The 16,501-nt window shown below is 48.3% G+C and carries 18 protein-coding genes; 6 read left to right on the top strand and 12 right to left on the bottom strand.

Features of this window, described 5'->3' with window-relative positions:
* Nucleotides 1–68: 68 nt before the first annotated feature.
* Both lipL and pta read right to left on the bottom strand, forming a co-directional pair.
* Nucleotides 69–908 carry an octanoyl-[GcvH]:protein N-octanoyltransferase gene (gene lipL, locus EV146_RS15660; protein WP_121610507.1) on the bottom strand — a complete coding sequence of 280 codons (840 nt, stop codon included), beginning with the start codon at nt 906–908 and terminating at the stop codon, nt 69–71.
* Nucleotides 909–2,108: 1,200 nt separating this feature from the next.
* Nucleotides 2,109–3,086: a phosphate acetyltransferase gene (pta, locus tag EV146_RS15655; RefSeq protein ID WP_121610506.1), complete on the bottom strand. Its 978-nt coding sequence runs from the start codon at nt 3,084–3,086 to the stop codon at nt 2,109–2,111.
* Between the two features lie 271 nt (nt 3,087–3,357).
* On the opposite strand from pta, the gene hemQ reads away from it, so the two are divergent.
* Entirely contained in the window at nt 3,358–4,104 is a 747-nt protein-coding gene (gene hemQ / locus EV146_RS15650; RefSeq protein ID WP_132007970.1) for a hydrogen peroxide-dependent heme synthase, read from the top strand.
* A gap of 195 nt (nt 4,105–4,299) precedes the next feature.
* Nucleotides 4,300–4,869 carry a spore coat protein GerQ gene (gene gerQ / locus EV146_RS15645; RefSeq protein ID WP_132007967.1) on the top strand — a complete coding sequence of 190 codons (570 nt, stop codon included), beginning with the start codon at nt 4,300–4,302 and terminating at the stop codon, nt 4,867–4,869.
* A gap of 155 nt (nt 4,870–5,024) precedes the next feature.
* Here gerQ and EV146_RS15640 read toward each other — a convergent pair whose 3' ends face one another.
* The 3 genes from EV146_RS15640 to EV146_RS15630 form a co-directional block, all read right to left on the bottom strand.
* The gene (locus EV146_RS15640; RefSeq protein WP_121610503.1) at nt 5,025–5,396 is read right to left on the bottom strand and encodes a DUF423 domain-containing protein; all 372 of its coding nucleotides are present in this window, start codon (nt 5,394–5,396) and stop codon (nt 5,025–5,027) included.
* 41 nt (nt 5,397–5,437) lie between these two features.
* Nucleotides 5,438–5,761: a YwdI family protein gene (locus EV146_RS15635; RefSeq protein WP_132007964.1), complete on the bottom strand. Its 324-nt coding sequence runs from the start codon at nt 5,759–5,761 to the stop codon at nt 5,438–5,440.
* A 175-nt stretch (nt 5,762–5,936) separates the two neighbouring features.
* The gene (locus EV146_RS15630; RefSeq protein ID WP_132007961.1) at nt 5,937–6,626 is read right to left on the bottom strand and encodes a uracil-DNA glycosylase; all 690 of its coding nucleotides are present in this window, start codon (nt 6,624–6,626) and stop codon (nt 5,937–5,939) included.
* A gap of 189 nt (nt 6,627–6,815) precedes the next feature.
* Here EV146_RS15630 and EV146_RS15625 point away from each other — a divergent pair, with 189 nt between their 5' ends.
* Nucleotides 6,816–7,145: a YflT domain-containing protein gene (locus tag EV146_RS15625; protein WP_121610501.1), complete on the top strand. Its 330-nt coding sequence runs from the start codon at nt 6,816–6,818 to the stop codon at nt 7,143–7,145.
* Between the two features lie 49 nt (nt 7,146–7,194).
* Here EV146_RS15625 and EV146_RS15620 read toward each other — a convergent pair whose 3' ends face one another.
* From EV146_RS15620 to mobA, 6 genes are read right to left on the bottom strand one after another with little or no spacing between them, the layout of a single operon-like run.
* Nucleotides 7,195–8,214, bottom strand: coding sequence for a thiazole biosynthesis adenylyltransferase ThiF (locus EV146_RS15620; RefSeq protein ID WP_132007958.1), 1,020 nt, complete (start codon nt 8,212–8,214; stop codon nt 7,195–7,197).
* 55 nt (nt 8,215–8,269) lie between these two features.
* Nucleotides 8,270–8,503, bottom strand: coding sequence for a molybdopterin converting factor subunit 1 (gene moaD, locus EV146_RS15615; protein WP_121610499.1), 234 nt, complete (start codon nt 8,501–8,503; stop codon nt 8,270–8,272).
* Nucleotides 8,496–8,960, bottom strand: coding sequence for a molybdenum cofactor biosynthesis protein MoaE (locus EV146_RS15610; RefSeq protein WP_132007955.1), 465 nt, complete (start codon nt 8,958–8,960; stop codon nt 8,496–8,498). Before EV146_RS15610 ends, moaD begins: the two co-directional genes overlap by 8 nt.
* 4 nt (nt 8,961–8,964) lie before the next feature.
* Nucleotides 8,965–10,902, bottom strand: coding sequence for a molybdopterin biosynthesis protein (locus EV146_RS15605; protein WP_132007952.1), 1,938 nt, complete (start codon nt 10,900–10,902; stop codon nt 8,965–8,967).
* A 12-nt stretch (nt 10,903–10,914) separates the two neighbouring features.
* Nucleotides 10,915–12,147, bottom strand: a complete 1,233-nt coding sequence (locus tag EV146_RS15600; protein ID WP_132007949.1) for a molybdopterin molybdotransferase MoeA — start codon at nt 12,145–12,147, stop codon at nt 10,915–10,917.
* A gap of 54 nt (nt 12,148–12,201) precedes the next feature.
* On the bottom strand, nt 12,202–12,801 hold the full coding sequence (gene mobA, locus EV146_RS15595) for a molybdenum cofactor guanylyltransferase (protein ID WP_132007946.1): 600 nt from the start codon (nt 12,799–12,801) through the stop codon (nt 12,202–12,204).
* Between the two features lie 470 nt (nt 12,802–13,271).
* Between mobA and pdxK the strand changes: the two genes are divergently transcribed.
* From pdxK to bshB2, 3 genes are all read left to right on the top strand, one after another.
* Entirely contained in the window at nt 13,272–14,090 is an 819-nt protein-coding gene (gene pdxK, locus EV146_RS15590; protein ID WP_121610494.1) for a pyridoxine/pyridoxal/pyridoxamine kinase, read from the top strand.
* A gap of 102 nt (nt 14,091–14,192) precedes the next feature.
* Nucleotides 14,193–14,540, top strand: coding sequence for a YojF family protein (locus tag EV146_RS15585; RefSeq protein ID WP_132008493.1), 348 nt, complete (start codon nt 14,193–14,195; stop codon nt 14,538–14,540).
* A gap of 123 nt (nt 14,541–14,663) precedes the next feature.
* Nucleotides 14,664–15,329, top strand: coding sequence for a bacillithiol biosynthesis deacetylase BshB2 (gene bshB2, locus EV146_RS15580; protein WP_121610492.1), 666 nt, complete (start codon nt 14,664–14,666; stop codon nt 15,327–15,329).
* 57 nt (nt 15,330–15,386) lie between these two features.
* Here the strand turns inward: bshB2 and EV146_RS15575 are convergent, their stop codons facing one another.
* Nucleotides 15,387–16,481, bottom strand: coding sequence for a PQQ-dependent sugar dehydrogenase (locus tag EV146_RS15575; protein ID WP_132007943.1), 1,095 nt, complete (start codon nt 16,479–16,481; stop codon nt 15,387–15,389).
* Nucleotides 16,482–16,501: the final 20 nt, after the last annotated feature.

The raw sequence follows: 16,501 nt of genomic DNA, 5'->3' as shown, positions 1-16,501 counted from the left end.
CCTATCCCCTTAACAAGGCAAGCCGTATTACCCCCGAGGTTTTACGGCTTGTTTTTTTATGAGAGGAGTTATTGGTCCAGAAACCGGCTGTTTCGTTCGATGACCCGCTCATAATATTGACTGAACAGCTCGAATTCCTTCGGGGTTAACTGCCCTGAGGCAATATGAGAGCTGTTCTTGCTTAAAAAGGTAAGGAAACGGAGCATCACATCCTGAACGGTAATAGGCATTCCAAGGAGCTCCGAGAGAGACGACATCACCTCGGGCCTGATATCAGGATACTGAAACTTGGTCTCTTCCCCGTCTTTGGCCCGGCGATAAAATTCCCTGATCATTTCAGCACGTTCGCTGCCGCTTCCCGTTACACAAAGATAGATCTGGACCGCTACCCCTTTTTTCAGGCGGCGCTGCGAGATACCGGCAAACTTCTTTCCCCCGATGCTTAAGTCATAGCTTCCGGGGCAATAAGATCCGACAATTTCTCTTGCATCAATTTCCAGATCCAAATCTCCAAACATATCTTGAATCATCAGCCACATGGCATCATATCCACGATTGATGTCAATGCCCTTTTCCGACTCTGGCAGAACCAGCGTAAGATTGAGCACTCCTTCATCCAGGACAACAGCCAGTCCGCCGGAATTCCTGACAATGTATTGAAATCCTTTTTGTTCTAAGTAATCCAGGCCCCGCTGCAAGTATGGCAGCTTTGTATCCTGGATGCCCAGCACCACCGTATTGTGATGAACCCAGGCCCTCGCAGCGGCGGGGGAATCCCCTGAGCCAACCGAAGCGCAAAGCGTATCATCCGTCGCAAACGACTGCAGAGCATGAAAATGCGGCCCAATGGCAGACTGATCCAGCAGCCTCCACGTATCCTGACTTAATAATTTCAGCGCCTCATCCATATGTCAAATACTCCTTTAAAATAACATTTACCACGGTATTATAGCATATTGGGGGACCTTTATATAAAGGGGCAGGCTGGGTGCGGAATGGGGAATCGAGAGTTAGGATTATTTGCGCATGGATGCAGGGCAGCCCGGGCTTTTGCTGGCAGCCCCGGGGGACGGGCTTCGTAAAACCTTTCTTGGTTACCTTCTCCCCCTTATTTGATTGCCCATGGGCTTGTAGAACCCTTCTACGTGACCTTCTCCCCCTTATTTGATTGCCCATGGGCTTGTAGAACCCTTCTACGTGACCTTCTCTCTCTTATTTGATTGCCCATGGGCTTGTAGAATCCTTCTACGTGACCTTCTCTCTCTTGTTTGATTGCCCAAGGGCTCGTAGAACTCTTCTACGTGACCTTCTCCCTCTTATTTGAACACCCGCGGGCTCGTAGGAACCTTCTATCTTACCTTTTCCTCCTTATTTGATTGCCCATGGGCTCGTAGAACCCTTCTACGTGACCTTCTCCCCCTTATTTGATTGCCCGTGGGCTTGTAGAACCCTTCTACGTGACCTTCTCCCTCTTATTTGATTGCCCAAGGGCTCGTAGAACTCTTCTACGTGACCTTCTCCCTCTTATTTGAACACCCGCGGGCTCGTAGGAACCTTCTATCTTACCTTCTCCCCCTTATTTGATTGCCCATGGGCTTGTAGAACCCTTCTACGTGACCTTCTCCCTCTTATTTGATTGCACGATGGCTTGTAGAACTCTCCTACCTTACCTTCTCACTCTTGTTTCACCGCCCGTGGGCTCGTAGAACTCCCCTAAGTTACTTCTTCCCGCTTATTTGAACGCACGAGGGCTTGTAGTACCCTCCTAACCTACCATCTCCCTAATAGCTAATCGCTGTTGGTTTGCGGACTTCTCCTGCATACATCCCTTTTGTAATGGAGAAGGCACATTTTCATTACCATTCCTGTTATTAAAAATTCCATCTGGGCATGCATCCAATCCGGCTCTTAACCAGACACTTAATTAATATTCGCGGAAGTTCATTTATGCGTGAGAAAACTCGCTTTATCCGGAAGAAAAATGAGCTTATGCTGGAGCATACCTATATCGCTGGAGAAAAAGCTGGCCTTCAGCCCCCCACCTAATACAGACATTTTCCCCCATAAAAAAACAGCGCCCCATTATTTAGGACGCTGTTCTGCGTATCTTATTTTGTCAGTGCCTGCGCCGCTGTTATCAATGCAAGCTTATAAACGTCTTCTTCGTCGCAGCCGCGGGACAGATCATTCACCGGGGCGTTAAGGCCTTGCAGGATTGGTCCGACAGCCTCAAAGTTTCCAAGACGCTGAGCAATTTTATAGCCAATGTTTCCGGCTTCAAGACTTGGGAATACAAATACGTTTGCATCGCCCTGAAGCGGGGAATCTGGAGCTTTCTTCTGTGCTACGGATGGAACGAATGCTGCATCAAACTGGAATTCTCCGTCAATGACAAGAAGCGGGTCACGCAGCTTTGCTTCTTCAACAGCCTTGGATACTCTTTCTGTTTCCGGGGAAACAGCAGATCCCTTGGTTGAGAAGCTAAGCATGGCAACGCGAGGCTCGATATCGAACATTCTTGCCGTCTTCGCACCCTCGATTGCAATTTCCGCCAAATCCTGGCTGTCTGGGGCAATATTGATGGCACAGTCGGCAAACACGTACTTCTCATCTTCCCTTACCATAATGAAAACTCCGGAAGTTTTGCGAACGCCTTCCTTTGTTTTGATGATTTGCAGTGCTGGTCTTACCGTATCAGCTGTTGAATGTGCTGCACCGCTTACCAGACCATCGGCACGGTTTGCATAAACAAGCATGGTGCCAAAGTAGTTTTCATCTAGAAGGGCCTGGCGTGCCTGCTCCTCGGTTGCTTTGCCTTTTCGTCTTTCAACGAAAGAAGCGACCAGCTCGTCCATCATCGCAAAATTTTTCGGATCATAGATTTCAACTGCATCAAGCGCTACGTCCATGCTGCTTGCTTTTGCCTGAATTTCCTCGATATTCCCGATTAAAATCGGAGTCAGCACTCCATCTGCTGCAAGACGGCTAGCTGCTGAGAGAATCCGCTCATCCAGTCCTTCCGGGAAAACGATTCGCAAGTTCTGTCCGCTCACTTTTTCTTTAAGGCTTGTAAATAAATCACTCATAATTGATCCTCCTTAAGACTCTATATCTTTAGCATACTTTACCAGGCACAAAACACAAGATTGTTGGCGTTTACAGATGAAAAGTCTTTGTTTTTTAAATATTTATAAAAATAAAGCTCCGTCGAACATAATATCTGCATTCCTTTAACAAAATATCCTTTTTCCTCTCAGCCTAAACAAGAATGTCCCCTCCGAAGTTTTAGACTCATGATGGATGGAGAAACTATGGTATAGTTGTGGTGATGTTTATGAATGTATAGGAGTGAGATAAATGAGCGAAGCAGCAAAAACACTTGATGGCTGGTATTGTTTGCATGATTTCCGCACAGTGGACTGGACTACATGGAAAATGCTCCCTAGCGACGAACGCCAGGCGGCCATCCATGAATTCCTTGGACTTCTGGAGAAGTGGGACAGCACACAGAATGAGGACAAAGGCAGCCATGCCCTTTATACAATCGTCGGACAAAAGGCCGATTTTATGATGATGATCCTCCGCCCTACCATGCAGGAACTGAATGAGATTGAAACGGAGTTCAACAAGACAAAGCTGGCTGAATTTACAGTTCCGGCTCATTCCTATGTTTCCGTTGTGGAGCTGAGCAATTATCTGTCGGATGGAGAAGATCCATACCAGAATCCTCATGTCCGTGCACGGCTTTATCCGAAGCTTCCAAAATCAAACCACGTTTGTTTCTATCCTATGGACAAGCGCCGCCAGGGCAATGACAATTGGTACATGCTTCCGATGGAAGACCGCAAGAAGCTGATGTACAGCCATGGTATGATTGGCCGCCAATACGCAGGAAAAGTGAAGCAGATCATTACTGGTTCTGTCGGCTTTGATGATTATGAATGGGGAGTTACCTTGTTTGCCGACGATGTTCTTCAATTCAAAAAGCTAGTCTATGAAATGCGTTTTGACGAAGTCAGCGCACGTTATGGCGAGTTTGGCTCGTTCTTTGTAGGTAATCTCCTTTCTGAGGACAGCGTATCTGCGTTCCTACATGTGAATTAATCTCTTCCCTTTCACACCCGGTAAAGATGCCGGGTGTTTTTTATTGTACGGGATAACAGTGGACAGGAGACCAGCTTTTCTTTTTGTCATAAATCTTTTCATCCCTCATAAGAATGAACTAGTTAGACTTCCTCTTCTCGGGACAGATTTTAGCTTGCCCGAAAGTCTTTACTATTTCTTTTAGGAGGGAAAAAAATGAGTCAATCAAACTATCCTTACTACAATTATCGGACCTATCCGCAAGCCTATATGCCATATGCTGCCGGTCAGCAGCAGCAGCCGCCGGGAGGATATAGCGGCTCTCAAATGGGCTATCCATACAGCCAGGGAGGCGGCCAGGATACATCTCAGCAGATGGGCGGCATGAACGGCGGCATTGGTGGCATGAGCGGCGGCATGGGTGGCATGATGGGTGGTATGCCCGGCGGCATGGGTGGAACTGGCGGCTATCAGGGTGTTGAAGTGCCGGGAATGCTTCCATCCGAAGAATCCTATGTAGAAAATATACTCAGACTTAATAAAGGGAAGCTGGTCACCGTTTATATGAGCTTTGAAGGCAGCAGAGAATGGAATTCAAAAGTCTTTAAAGGAATTATTGAGGCGGCCGGAAGGGACCATTTGATTCTTAGCGATCCACAGACAGGCATGCGTTATTTGCTGCTGATGGTGTACCTGGATTATGTGACATTTGAAGAAGAAATTGAGTATGACTATCCATTTGCAGGCGGAGCGGGAGCAGGCCTGGCAAGCTACCCGCCAAGATAGGACATTATCATAGAAAAAGCGGCCATGCCGCTTTTTTTGTGGACTTGGGAACATCATTTCAGAGATTACAACCCCGTAGTAAAAGTTCCCAAAAAGGGATGCTGATTCGCGGCAATTAAAAAATGGAGCCCTGTACCAATAGCAGGGCTCCATTTTTATAGATATTTTACTGCTGCAATGATCAGCAATATCCAGGCTGCGAGAAATGAAACGCCGCCAAGTGGCGTAATGGCACCAAGAACACTGATTTTTGTCAGAGTCAGGACGTACAGGCTGCCTGAAAACAGAATAATGCCAATCAGCATAAGCCAGCCCGACCAATTTAACAAAGCTGTAGCCGGAAGCCTTCCCAGCAGAATGCCGATCAGGAGAAGCCCGGTAGCGTGAAACATCTGGTAAGTCACTCCCGTTTTCCATGTTTCCAGATATTTTGGCTCCACTCTTCCTTCCAGACCATGAGCCCCGAATGCCCCCAATGCGACAGAAAGAAAGGCATTGATGGCACCGATAATAATAAATAGTTTCATTTTGTTCCTCTCCCTTTTAAAAATGCCCATCAGTAATGGTTCTAAAAATCAAACAGTGACTCCCCATTTGCGTCATCTTCCATTTCCAGCCGTTTTGTCTGTACCGGCATGGAAGCCGCCGGAGGCTGCTGAGGCTGAAATGGCACCTGGAGAGGCTGAACTTGAGGAGCCGGTGCCTGCAGCCCAGGGTTCACACTTCCGGAAAACCTTCTTTCTTCTGCTTTTTGCGGCTCATCCAGCACTAATTCACAAAGAGTCTTGAGAGAGTGAATCCTCTCTCTGAGAACAGACTCTGTGCCGGCACTCTTTGCCTCCTTCAGTTCGGCATCCATCTTTGCCAGCAGCTTTTGAAGAGATATACTCATATGCTCACCACACTTTAATACTGAAATTCCTCTGTCTGTCATTTCGCTTTTATTTTACATGAATTCATCTGTTTTTTCGAATTTAGCCCGTTTATTTTAAAAAGCGACATCCCTGCTTCATTATTGTCTGTTCCACGTGAAACATGTCGAGGAAGTTCCATGCCTTTCCAACTGGTCACTGGCCCTCCCGATTCTCAATCTGCCAATCTATTTCATCTTCCCCGTGATTCTTAAGATACTCATTGATCCGCGAAAACGGCTTGCTGCCAAAGAAACCCCGGCTTGCTGACAATGGGCTTGGGTGCGGAGACGTGATGACGGGATGCCTGTTTTTGTCAATCAATTTTAATTTAGATTGTGCCGGCTTTCCCCAAAGCAGAAAAATAACCGGCTTTTCACGTTCATTCAAAATGGAAATGACTTTGTCTGTGAAGGTTTCCCATCCCTTGCCTTTATGGGAGTTTGCTTCCCCCTCCCGGACGGTGAGCACCGTATTTAACAACAGGACTCCTTGCTCGGCCCATTTTACGAGATAGCCATGATCCGGGATTGAACAGCCAAGGTCCGCCTTCAGCTCCTTAAAAACATTTCTCAGGGAAGGCGGGATCTTCACCCCTGGTTTCACTGAAAAGCTGAGCCCGTGTGCCTGCCCCGGCCCATGGTAAGGATCTTGTCCAAGCAGAACTACTTTTACATCCTCATAATCTGTATATCTTAAAGCATTGAAAATATCCTCCTGCTTAGGATAAATCGTCTTTTCTGCGTACTCCTTTTGTAAAAACTCCTCCAGCTCCCTAAAATAAGGTTTCATCATTTCTTCTTTAAGGAGCCCCGCCCAGTGGTTATTCAGGTTCTCTCTATCCACATTATCATCCTTCCCATTCTTTTTTTCTATTACACTACCCCTTATCCTTATAGGGAACGCTCACCTGACGGACAAAGATAGATGTTTATTCCCGCTGCTTCAAGGCTATATAAAAGTATAACAGGAAACCTCAGATGAGGGATTTCCTTTGGATATAGATGCAGATGTAAGCTGAAGGAGGAATTCTAAATGTTGACAGTACATGTAGTAGAAAATGGTGTCCAGGCGACAGAACAAATTAATTTGCTGGAGACACAAGGATTCACCAAAGAAAATATTTATATTTTTGCCCACAGCCAGGATCGGAGCGAGCATTTGACCGAGGCAACCGAGACAGGTGATATGGGGATTAAGGAACAGGGACTCTTTGACTCAATCGGCAATATTTTCAAATCCCGGGGAGACGAGCTGCGTTCCAAATTCGAATCACTCGGATTATCCAAGCAGGAAGCAGACCAGTATGAGGTTGAGCTCGACAAAGGCCGTCTCGTCCTTGTCGCCACGAACGAACTGAACTAGTAAGGAACCCAGAAAATCCCCTCTGCCGCCACAGGCAGAGGGGATTTTTTTACCCTAACAGGCGATTATAAAGGCTTTTCGCTTGAGCTGTATCTTTCGTTCCGTGAATGAGGGCGCGTCCATCCTGGAATAAGACAAATCGGTTTGGCCCCATCTCGGCGGAAATCAGATAGGGATTTCCTTTTACATCATATCCAAGAGCCTTGATTCGGCCTGCCATTTCCTGCAGATTTACGCCTCTCTGATGCGGAGGTCTGATCTGGACAGTATCCCTGCCGCAAAGAATCGTGGTTTTGGCCCTATAATCGGCGTTCAAATAAGGATATTCAGGGTGGTCCCCGCATGAAAGGCAGTGCGGATCTTTGGCACGGGACATTTTCATGCTGCTGTACTGGTTGCGCCAGAGGTCGAAGCTGACGAAGGACGTCCGGACCGCTTCCCAATCTTCAACAAGTACCTTCAATGCCTCCGCTGTCTGATGGGCAATGACCATTTGCACGGCGGGCCCAATGATTCCTCCTGTATCGCAGGTCAGCCCTTGAATCGGGATGGTCTTGAGAAGGCAATTCAGGCAGGGAGTTTCTCCCGGAATGATCGTAAAACTCATACCAAAGCTGGCCACACACGCTCCATAGATCCAGGGAATTTTATATTTCTGGGCAATATCATTGATGGCCATCCTGGTTTCAAAATTATCGGTGGAGTCAATGATCAAATCGGTTCCTTCCGCGAGCTCTGCAAGCACTTCCGGCGTCGCATCCCCGATGATCCCCCTGATTTCAACCTCAGAATTGATGGCTTTCAGCCTTTTTTCCGCAGCGGCCGCTTTTGGAAGTTTTTCCGCCACATCTTCCTCTGTGTACAGCTGCTGGCGCTGCAGATTGCTGCCTTCCACATAATCACGGTCAATAATGGTCAGCCTGCCCACTCCTGCTCGTACCAGGACCTCGGCATTTCCGGATCCAAGGGCACCGGCACCAATCATCACTACATGCTTGGAGCTGATTTTCTCCTGCCCTGGCTTTCCGATCGGAGGAAAAAGCGTCTGGCGGGAATATCGATCGTTCATTGCTGTTTCTCCTCTTCTAACATAATTGACACCCCTGCATGTAAAAAAGGAGGCATCAGCCTCCGCTTACAGGTGGTATAAAGGCGATGACATCTCCTGCTTTGATGACTTCATCCCCGGGAGCAAACTCCTCATTAATGGCCGTCATGACACTGTCAAGCCTTTTCATCTGGTACTGTTCAGCTACCATCTGTTTTAACTCTTCTACCGTTTTCCCCTCAGCATCCAGGGAGATGGATTCCTCCCCTGCCTCATCGCGCAGATGGGCAAAGAAAAGAATTTTATTCATTTAAATCAGCCTCCTCCGGTTTTCCTGTTGGATATGCAACGGTTTCGAGCTGATTGCCGATCCATTCCTGGCCGTCTTCCCAATGCTCTTTTTTCCAGATGGGGACGATTTCCTTTATCCGTTCAATCGCATACCGGTTCGCTTCATAAGCGTCAGCCCGGTGAGGCGTCGAAACGGCAATCACGACCGCAACATCGGTAATATCAAGCTTTCCTACCCGATGGGTGATGGCCACCTCCGCCCCTTCCCAGCGCTCCTTGATTTCTGCCCCAATCTGTTCGAGCTTTTTCACAGCCATAGGTTCATAGGCCTCATAAACCAGATACAGCGTTTTTTTCCCTTTTGTCAGTTCCCTGACGGTTCCAATAAAAGTGGTAATCGCTCCGGCATCACGCTGGACGACTTTATCGATTACAGACTGGATATCAATTGCGTCTTTTGCTATTTCAAAATTCATCTGTTCACCTCAATTTAGCTGCTTCAAAAAAAATCGGTTCCGATTGGCTGACGACTGCATACCCGCCGATTTTTTCCACTGCGTTTTTAAAATCATGAGATTGAATGACCGAAACCAGCCAGCGACCTTGTTCACTTTCAAAAAAGTCTTTTGTCATCAGCAGGTCATACGACTCATCCGCTACCGGGACAAAGTCAAGTCCCATCGCTTTTGCTGCCGGATAAATGCCAAGCCCTGCAGCCTTCTCATTCCCCTTCACTTCGGCGGCTACACTTAGATGCGAAAACATTTCACGATCATATCCTTTGATCTGTTCAGGCGAAATTCCCTGTTCTTTTAAAAGAAGATCGAACAAAATCCTGGTTCCCGCACCCTTTTGCCTGTTCACAAAATCTGCCTGTGTTTCGGCCAGATCGGAAATCTGTTCAATTTTAAGCGGATTCCCCTTCGGCACCATCCATCCCTGGGTCCGTTTTAAAAATGGATAAAGGACCGCGTCTTGTGCGGACAGCAGTTTTTTTACATATGAAATATTATATTCTCTTGTCTCCGGATCTAGCAAATGAATCCCTGCAACGTGTGCCTCCCCTTTTCGGATAGCCATTACACCAGCCATGCTTCCCACATGGGAGGAAACGATCTTCATGTCGTGCCGCTGCTGCTTCAGCTGCGAGGAAAGCAGGTCAATCGTCAAGTCATGGCTTCCGGAAAAGACAATGGCATTTTTTATTTCTTCAATCGGCCTGAGCAATTCAACCTCTGCATCATCGCCCTGCTCATATCCAAGCTGCTCCGGCGGTACAACCAGAAGGCCATCCGCCCGGACCAGGGACATGGTGACTCCTGCGGCCCTTGTGAGCGGGTTGGCAACATACTGGCCATTCACATAGCCGATGTTCACTCTGACAAAGTCCTCCGCCCCCATGGTCGAAACAATTCGGCGGCCAAGCTTTACGCTCATTTTTTGCCTTTCGGGCTCCGGAATCTGCAGATACTTGCAGATGAGCGGCCGGACAAACCACTCGAGGGCAAGGTAGGCCGATACAGGATATCCTGGCACACCGACGACGATTTTCTGGTTGATTTTCCCGAGTATCACGGGCTTGCCCGGCCTTGTTGCAACTCCATGGGTAAAAACAGTGCCCAGTTCCGCCAGAACGTGGACCGTAAAATCCCTTGAACCAGCAGAAGAACCTGCATTGATGACAATGATGTCCGAAGACTCGACTGCCTGGAGGAGAGCGGCCTTGATGCTTTCAGGCTCGTCTTTTACAATATCATGCAGGTTGGGTTCCCCTCCCCACTCTTTAACGTAATTGGCGAACACCGTTCCATTGAATTCGATAATCTTGCCTGCTGCCAGGGCATCATCTGCTGCAACCAGCTCATTACCCGTCGGAATGATCGTCACCAGAGGTTTCTTCATGACCTGAACCCGGGTAATCTGTGCTGCCAGCAGCGCCCCGAGGTCGGCTGGCCTCAGCCTGTGTCCCTGTGGAAACAGCATTTCCTCCTGGACAATATCCTCGCCGATCGGCCTGATATGCTGCCAGGGTGTGGCTGGTTCAATAATTTCGATCGTCTCATCGTCAATCACATGAACATGCTCAATCATAATGACTGCATTAAATCCCGGGGGAATGGCATTTCCAGTATCCACAAAAGCAAACTGATCCCGCAATCGCAAGCGCAGTGGCCTCTGCTCGTGGGCTTCGTAGGTTTCCTCCGCATTAACGGCGATTCCATCCATTGCCGAGGCGTGGTAATGAGGCATCGAAACATTGGCAAAGACTGCCTGTGCTGTTATTCTGCCGAGTGCGTCACCCGTTGGAATCCACTCTGATTCTGAAGCCAATTGGAAGGCATCCAGGATTTCCTGCTTTGCATCCCTTCGAGGCTTGTCCTCGAGGTAAATTTTTCGCTGATATCTCTTTTCCGCCATTTTCCTGCCCCCTTATTTCGATAAGATGACAGGCACGTAATCTCCCTGCAGGACCCCTTCTTTTTCCGAAAGAATCTCCACAATCCCGTCACTTTTCACAAGCGTTGTAATCAACCCTGATTTGCCAATAATCGGATCTGCCCACCATTCGCCACCCTTTTCGGACAGGCTTACTCTGATATAATCAGCCCTGCCCGGAGCGGATGCGATGTTTTTAGCCATTCTTGCATAAATCCTTTCCGGCTTGCTCTTAAGAATTTCTCCCTTTAACTTCCTGGCCACTCTTTCACCGAACAGCCTGAAAATAATCATGGCAGACGCCGGATGCCCAGGCAGCCCGATCACCGGCTTCCCTCCCGCCACTGCAAGAATCGTCGGCTTTCCTGGCTTGATAGAAATTCCATGGACAAATACCCCGGGGTCTCCAAGGGATTGAATCACTTCTGTCGTATAGTCCTTGGCCCCCACCGAGCTTCCTCCTGATAAAATTAACAGGTCCGACTGCTCAAATAATTCACGGGCCCTCGAGGAGAAACCCTCATAGTCATCAGCAGTAATTCCTCCATAGATAACCTTTATTCCCCACTCCTGTGCCAGGCCGGAAACGGTTAAATAATTGATATCCCGGACCTGTCCAGCCTCCAGCCTTTCTGTTTCATATGGAACAATTTCATCGCCTGTAGACAGATAAGCCGCCACGATTTCCCTGTACACCCGCACATGAGTAATCCCCAGGGCAGCAAGGGCACCTAATTCCTGAGGCCGAAGCCTGATGCCTGCTTCCAGAAGGAGTTCGCCAGCCCTGATGTCTTCCCCGGCCCGAATGACGTTTTCGCCCGGGGCAATTTGTTTATATGTATTCAGCAGCCCGCCAATTTCTTCACAGTGCTCAATCATGAGGACGCTGTCGCTTCCAGGAGGAAGCATGCCGCCTGTCGGTACATAGATGGCTTCTCCGCGTGCAACAGCCCTGCTTGCCTCTTCTCCCATGTTCACCTCGCCAGCTGCCGTCAGAAATCCGGGCATGGATTCGGTGGATCCATAGGTATCCTTGGCATATACCGCATATCCATCAACCGTCGAACGGTCAAATGCGGGAACATTTTCATGCGCCACAACTGGTTCCGCCAAAATGCAATGCAGGGCATCCTCGAGAGGCCTGGTTTCCATCTCGCGTATTCCGGGAATCATCTCCTCAATTAACGTAAAGGTCTCCTCCACTGTTTTTACCTTAAAGAATTTCATTCCCTCATCCCCTTTCCTGTAAAATCCCTGCTTTTTTTAAAATATGTATAAAGGCTAATCTCCTGCTTCGATCCATTTCCTGGCCTTGTCATATTCCTCAGGCTGGTTCATATTGAAAAATACTTGCTCCAGATTGGCATCACTGTAGGCTTTTAGGTCCCTTTCCCCAAGGTAGCGGACATTAAGCGCTTCCAGAAAATCCTTCAGGCGAAGTTCCTCTTGCTTAAGTCTGGATTCGGCCTGGTTTATGATTCTTTTCTGATAGGCAGCGAAAAGTGGATGCTGCCTTCCCCCGATAACAGGTACAATGGCATCGTAGGATTTTAAATTCCTGGCTAGAGTCCCGGCAATTTCGGCTGATATAAATGGCATATCACAGGCCACGATAATATTTTCTTCGTAATCGGAAGCTTTCAGCCCGGCGTGGATTCCTGCCAGCGGACCCTTCCCGGGATGCTCGTCCTTTACCATTTTAAGCTTAAGAAATTCATACTTTTCGGGTTCATTCGTAACGAGAATAATATGGTCAAACAGGGAATACAGCTCATCCCTGATTCTCTCAATGTTGGCCTTTTCCGCAAGTGGAAGAAAAGCTTTGTTGGTCCCCATCCTGCTTGACCGGCCGCCTGATAAGATAATCGCTCCCGCCTTCATCGCTGCACCTTCTCTTCTAAAAAATAAAACTAGTTGGCAAAACAATTTTAAATGACGAAATCATGCTGATCTCATGAAATCATGAAATGCCCCTATTATATATTGCAATAGCTAATGAAGCCTTCATCTGATTTATTCTGGATGTACCAAGAGTTTTTAAACCATCCTATAACACATTCGGCAAAAAGCCGCAAATCCCTTCTTTTCTAACAGGCAGCCTTCAGGTTCGTCCCTCTGTTCCCGGCGGTCAAAATTCCGGACCTAAATCAATAGCCTGCGGGAGATTTGTTGTCTGCAATAACATAATTACAGAACTTGTAACAAAAAATGTAAAAGTGTAAAAGCGATCATGGCAGGGCACAGAAGGAAAGCCAACATTCTTTTTCTTGTCTTTGTACAGTGATATAATCATTAAATAGACCATCGGCCTTTAATGAAAGATTCAATATACTTCAAGGAGGAGCTTTTATATGACTATGAAGAAAGTGCTCACAATTGCAGGATCCGACTCCAGCGGCGGTGCCGGAATCCAGGCGGATCTTAAAACATTCCAGGAGCTTGGTGTATATGGAATGACGGCATTGACCTCCATTGTCACAATGGATCCCGAAGACTGGCACCACGGCGTCTTCCCTCAGCCGGTTGAGCATGTAGAGCAGCAGCTCGGCACGATTTTATCTGTTGGCATTGATGCCATGAAAACCGGAATGCTCGGTTCCGTTGATATCATTGAGCTTGCGGCACGCAAAATCGATGAGCACCGCCTCGACCGCGTTGTCATCGATCCGGTTATGGTTTGCAAAGGGGAAGATGAGGTATTGATGCCGGAAAACACGGACGCCATGAGAGAGCTTTTGCTTCCAAGAGCAACCGTTGTTACTCCAAACCTGTTTGAGGCTTGGCAGCTTGCCCAGACCGGACCGATTAAAAACGTGGACGATATGAAACAAGCCGCTGCGAAAATACATGACCTTGGCGCAAAATATGTGATGATCAAGGGCGGAAGCAAGCTTGCCCATGAAAAGGCCGTCGACTTGCTGTATGATGGAAAAGACTTCCGCTTATTCGAATCAGAAAAATTTGACACAACCTATACACACGGCGCAGGCTGCACATTTGCAGCAGCCATTACAGCCGAGCTTGCAAAAGGCAAACCAGCAGAGGAAGCGTTTGAGGTTGCCAAGGACTTTGTCAGCGAGGCCATCAAACATGGCTTCAAGCTGAATCAGTTTGTCGGCCCGGTTATGCACGGAGCTTATACCCGCTTCGGAGCAGGCCGCAAATCATAAAAATAAACGTATTCTCCAGGGCCCTGTCCATGATATCCGGCTCTGGAGTTCACTTTTTTGGCTAACGATTTACAGCATCCAGGCAGGAAGGAGGAATTAACCATGGATCCAGTCATCGTGAAAGACGTTCAGGAGGCCCTTGACCAATTTGTCGGCAGAGAGGTCTATATCCATCTTGAGACCACTAATGGAGCATACGCTTCCCATCACAATGATCAGTTTTTCTCAGCCGGCGCTTATATCCGAAATGCAAAGGTTACATACGAGCGCGCAAAAATTACCGGCCCGGGGCCATTTCGCACAGGATTAAAAATCTCTTTCGGATGGATTTACGCAGAAGGAATCACCCATTATGAAATTGACGACAAGGGAAGGCTGCTGCTGGCAGGACACGACTTCAGCGGCAAGCTGGCCGTCGCTTTGCAGATCAGCGAAACCCCGTTTGAATAAGCAGGCTGGGCAGATGCCCCCTCGATTTGATTTTGTCCTATGATTGCCGAAATTTTATCTCGGGATGTTTTTCGGCATAAAAGATCCTTCAAAAAAACACTCTGGAAAGGAGTTGGAAAAACAATGGAGAAAGAACAACAAGTATTGGTCGTATTCCCTCACCCGGATGATGAGGCCTTCGGTGTTTCGGGCACAATTGCCTCACACGTGAATATGGGAACGCCTGTCACCTACGCTTGCCTGACCCTTGGGGAAATGGGACGGAATATGGGCAACCCGCCCTTTGCCAACCGCGAGACTCTTCGCAGCATCCGCAGGTACGAATTAAAGGAAGCGGCCCGTGTCCTTGGCATTTCCGACCTAAGGATGCTCGGCTACCGGGACAAGACCGTCGAGTTCGAGGATCCTGACAAACTCACTGCCGAAATATCGGATATGATTAATGAATTGAACCCATCCTTGATCATCACCTTTTACCCTGGCTACTCTGTCCACCCGGACCATGAAGCTACTGGTGAAGCCGTGATTCGCGCGGTTGGCCAGCTGCCTGCTGAAAAGCGGCCAAAGCTGCATTGTGTAGCCTTTTCTAAAAATTGTGTAGAAGAACTCGGTGAAGCGGATATTGTCCACGATATCTCCGCTGTGGCTGATCAGAAGCTGGATGCCATCCGCGCCCACCGTTCACAAACCGAGCTGATGCTGGCTGACATGGCAGACGGTCTGAAAAAGAAAGACCCGGCAACCATGGCCTGGCTCAACTTCGAACGATTCTGGACCTATAAATTTTAACAAACTAAAGGGTGCCTGACCCCCACCGCGCTAAAGCGCTAAAGGGGGTCAGGCACCCTATTTCAATTTAATGCGATAAAGCTTGTCGTCATCTCCTGCAGGATTGCCCCTTCCGTCGGTGTTGTTGCTGACAAAGTACAGATCATGGCCCTCAATCCAGACATCTCTGATGCGTCCGAAGCCTGTAACCGCTGCTCTTGTCTCCTTGGTCGCCGGGTCAAATTCACGGACGGCATTTCCTCTTAGCGTTGCCACGTACAATTTCCCTTCATGAACGGCTATTCCTGAAGGCGCCCATGTATCCTCTCCCGACTGAAACAGCGGAGTGACCATTCCTTCCTTCTTTTCATCTCCAGTGATTTCCGGCCAACCATAATTTTTACCAGGTTCAATGACATTGATTTCATCATGTGCGGAAGGTCCATGTTCACTCGCATACATCGTCCCGTCCTCATCCCAGGCAAGTCCTTGTGGGTTACGGTGTCCATAACTGTATACATAGGAATCCCGAAAAGGGTTATCTGCCGGAACCGAACCATCAAGGTTCAGTCGAAGGATCTTTCCGCCAAGCGAATTCAGGTTCTGGGCATTTTCCGGGACCGCCGCATCTCCTGCCGTAGCATACAGCTTCCCGTCAGGACCAATTCGCAATCTTCCTCCATGGTGGACATTACCGCTGGGGATTTTATCAAGAATAAGCCTTGTTTCCTTCCATACATCCCCAGTCAGCTTCAGTTCCACAATCCGGTTGAACTGTCCGTTATCCTGATAGGTATAATAGGCAAAGGCCCTGTCAGTCTCCCCCGGCACAAGTACGAAGCCCAGCAGGCCGGCTTCAGCAGCGTCGGCGAGCGGCTTCTCCAGGGAAACCTCCTGCCTTGTCTGCTGCCCGTCCTCCATCCTGATGATGGAACCGAGCCTCTCGCTTATGTAAAAGAGATCATTGATCTTATTGATGGACCATGGAATCTTGAGGTTTTCAGCCAGGGACTCCGCCTCCACAGGCTGTGCGGCCGTTTCCTGTTCTTCACTGCCGCCCTCATCAAGCTGAACCTGCCCAGGCTGGCTTTCCTCTGTTCCTTCGGGCCCGCTATTCGAACATCCAATTAACAGCATGCTGGCCAATAGTATAACTGGCAGTCGTGTTTTCATAAGAATCTTCCTTTCAGTCT

Source organism: Mesobacillus foraminis, from assembly GCF_004340465.1.
Lineage (GTDB): Bacteria > Bacillota > Bacilli > Bacillales > Cytobacillaceae > Mesobacillus_B > Mesobacillus_B foraminis.
This window is presented reverse-complemented; position numbering and strand designations above follow the sequence as displayed.

Excerpts from the sequence above, each read along its gene's own strand:
- EV146_RS15635 (WP_132007964.1), bottom strand. The coding sequence starts at position 5,761 with ATGAGTATATCTCTTCAAAAGCTGCTGGCAAAGATGGATGCCGAACTG.
- hemQ (WP_132007970.1), top strand. The coding sequence starts at position 3,358 with ATGAGCGAAGCAGCAAAAACACTTGATGGCTGGTATTGTTTGCATGAT.
- pdxK (WP_121610494.1), top strand. The coding sequence starts at position 13,272 with ATGACTATGAAGAAAGTGCTCACAATTGCAGGATCCGACTCCAGCGGC.
- pta (WP_121610506.1), bottom strand. The coding sequence starts at position 3,086 with ATGAGTGATTTATTTACAAGCCTTAAAGAAAAAGTGAGCGGACAGAAC.
- gerQ (WP_132007967.1), top strand. The coding sequence starts at position 4,300 with ATGAGTCAATCAAACTATCCTTACTACAATTATCGGACCTATCCGCAA.
- EV146_RS15625 (WP_121610501.1), top strand. The coding sequence starts at position 6,816 with ATGTTGACAGTACATGTAGTAGAAAATGGTGTCCAGGCGACAGAACAA.
- EV146_RS15640 (WP_121610503.1), bottom strand. The coding sequence starts at position 5,396 with ATGAAACTATTTATTATTATCGGTGCCATCAATGCCTTTCTTTCTGTC.
- EV146_RS15600 (WP_132007949.1), bottom strand. The coding sequence starts at position 12,147 with ATGAAATTCTTTAAGGTAAAAACAGTGGAGGAGACCTTTACGTTAATT.
- bshB2 (WP_121610492.1), top strand. The coding sequence starts at position 14,664 with ATGGAGAAAGAACAACAAGTATTGGTCGTATTCCCTCACCCGGATGAT.
- lipL (WP_121610507.1), bottom strand. The coding sequence starts at position 908 with ATGGATGAGGCGCTGAAATTATTAAGTCAGGATACGTGGAGGCTGCTG.
- mobA (WP_132007946.1), bottom strand. The coding sequence starts at position 12,801 with ATGAAGGCGGGAGCGATTATCTTATCAGGCGGCCGGTCAAGCAGGATG.
- EV146_RS15605 (WP_132007952.1), bottom strand. The coding sequence starts at position 10,902 with ATGGCGGAAAAGAGATATCAGCGAAAAATTTACCTCGAGGACAAGCCT.
- EV146_RS15610 (WP_132007955.1), bottom strand. The coding sequence starts at position 8,960 with ATGAATTTTGAAATAGCAAAAGACGCAATTGATATCCAGTCTGTAATC.
- moaD (WP_121610499.1), bottom strand. The coding sequence starts at position 8,503 with ATGAATAAAATTCTTTTCTTTGCCCATCTGCGCGATGAGGCAGGGGAG.
- EV146_RS15585 (WP_132008493.1), top strand. The coding sequence starts at position 14,193 with ATGGATCCAGTCATCGTGAAAGACGTTCAGGAGGCCCTTGACCAATTT.
- EV146_RS15575 (WP_132007943.1), bottom strand. The coding sequence starts at position 16,481 with ATGAAAACACGACTGCCAGTTATACTATTGGCCAGCATGCTGTTAATT.
- EV146_RS15620 (WP_132007958.1), bottom strand. The coding sequence starts at position 8,214 with ATGAACGATCGATATTCCCGCCAGACGCTTTTTCCTCCGATCGGAAAG.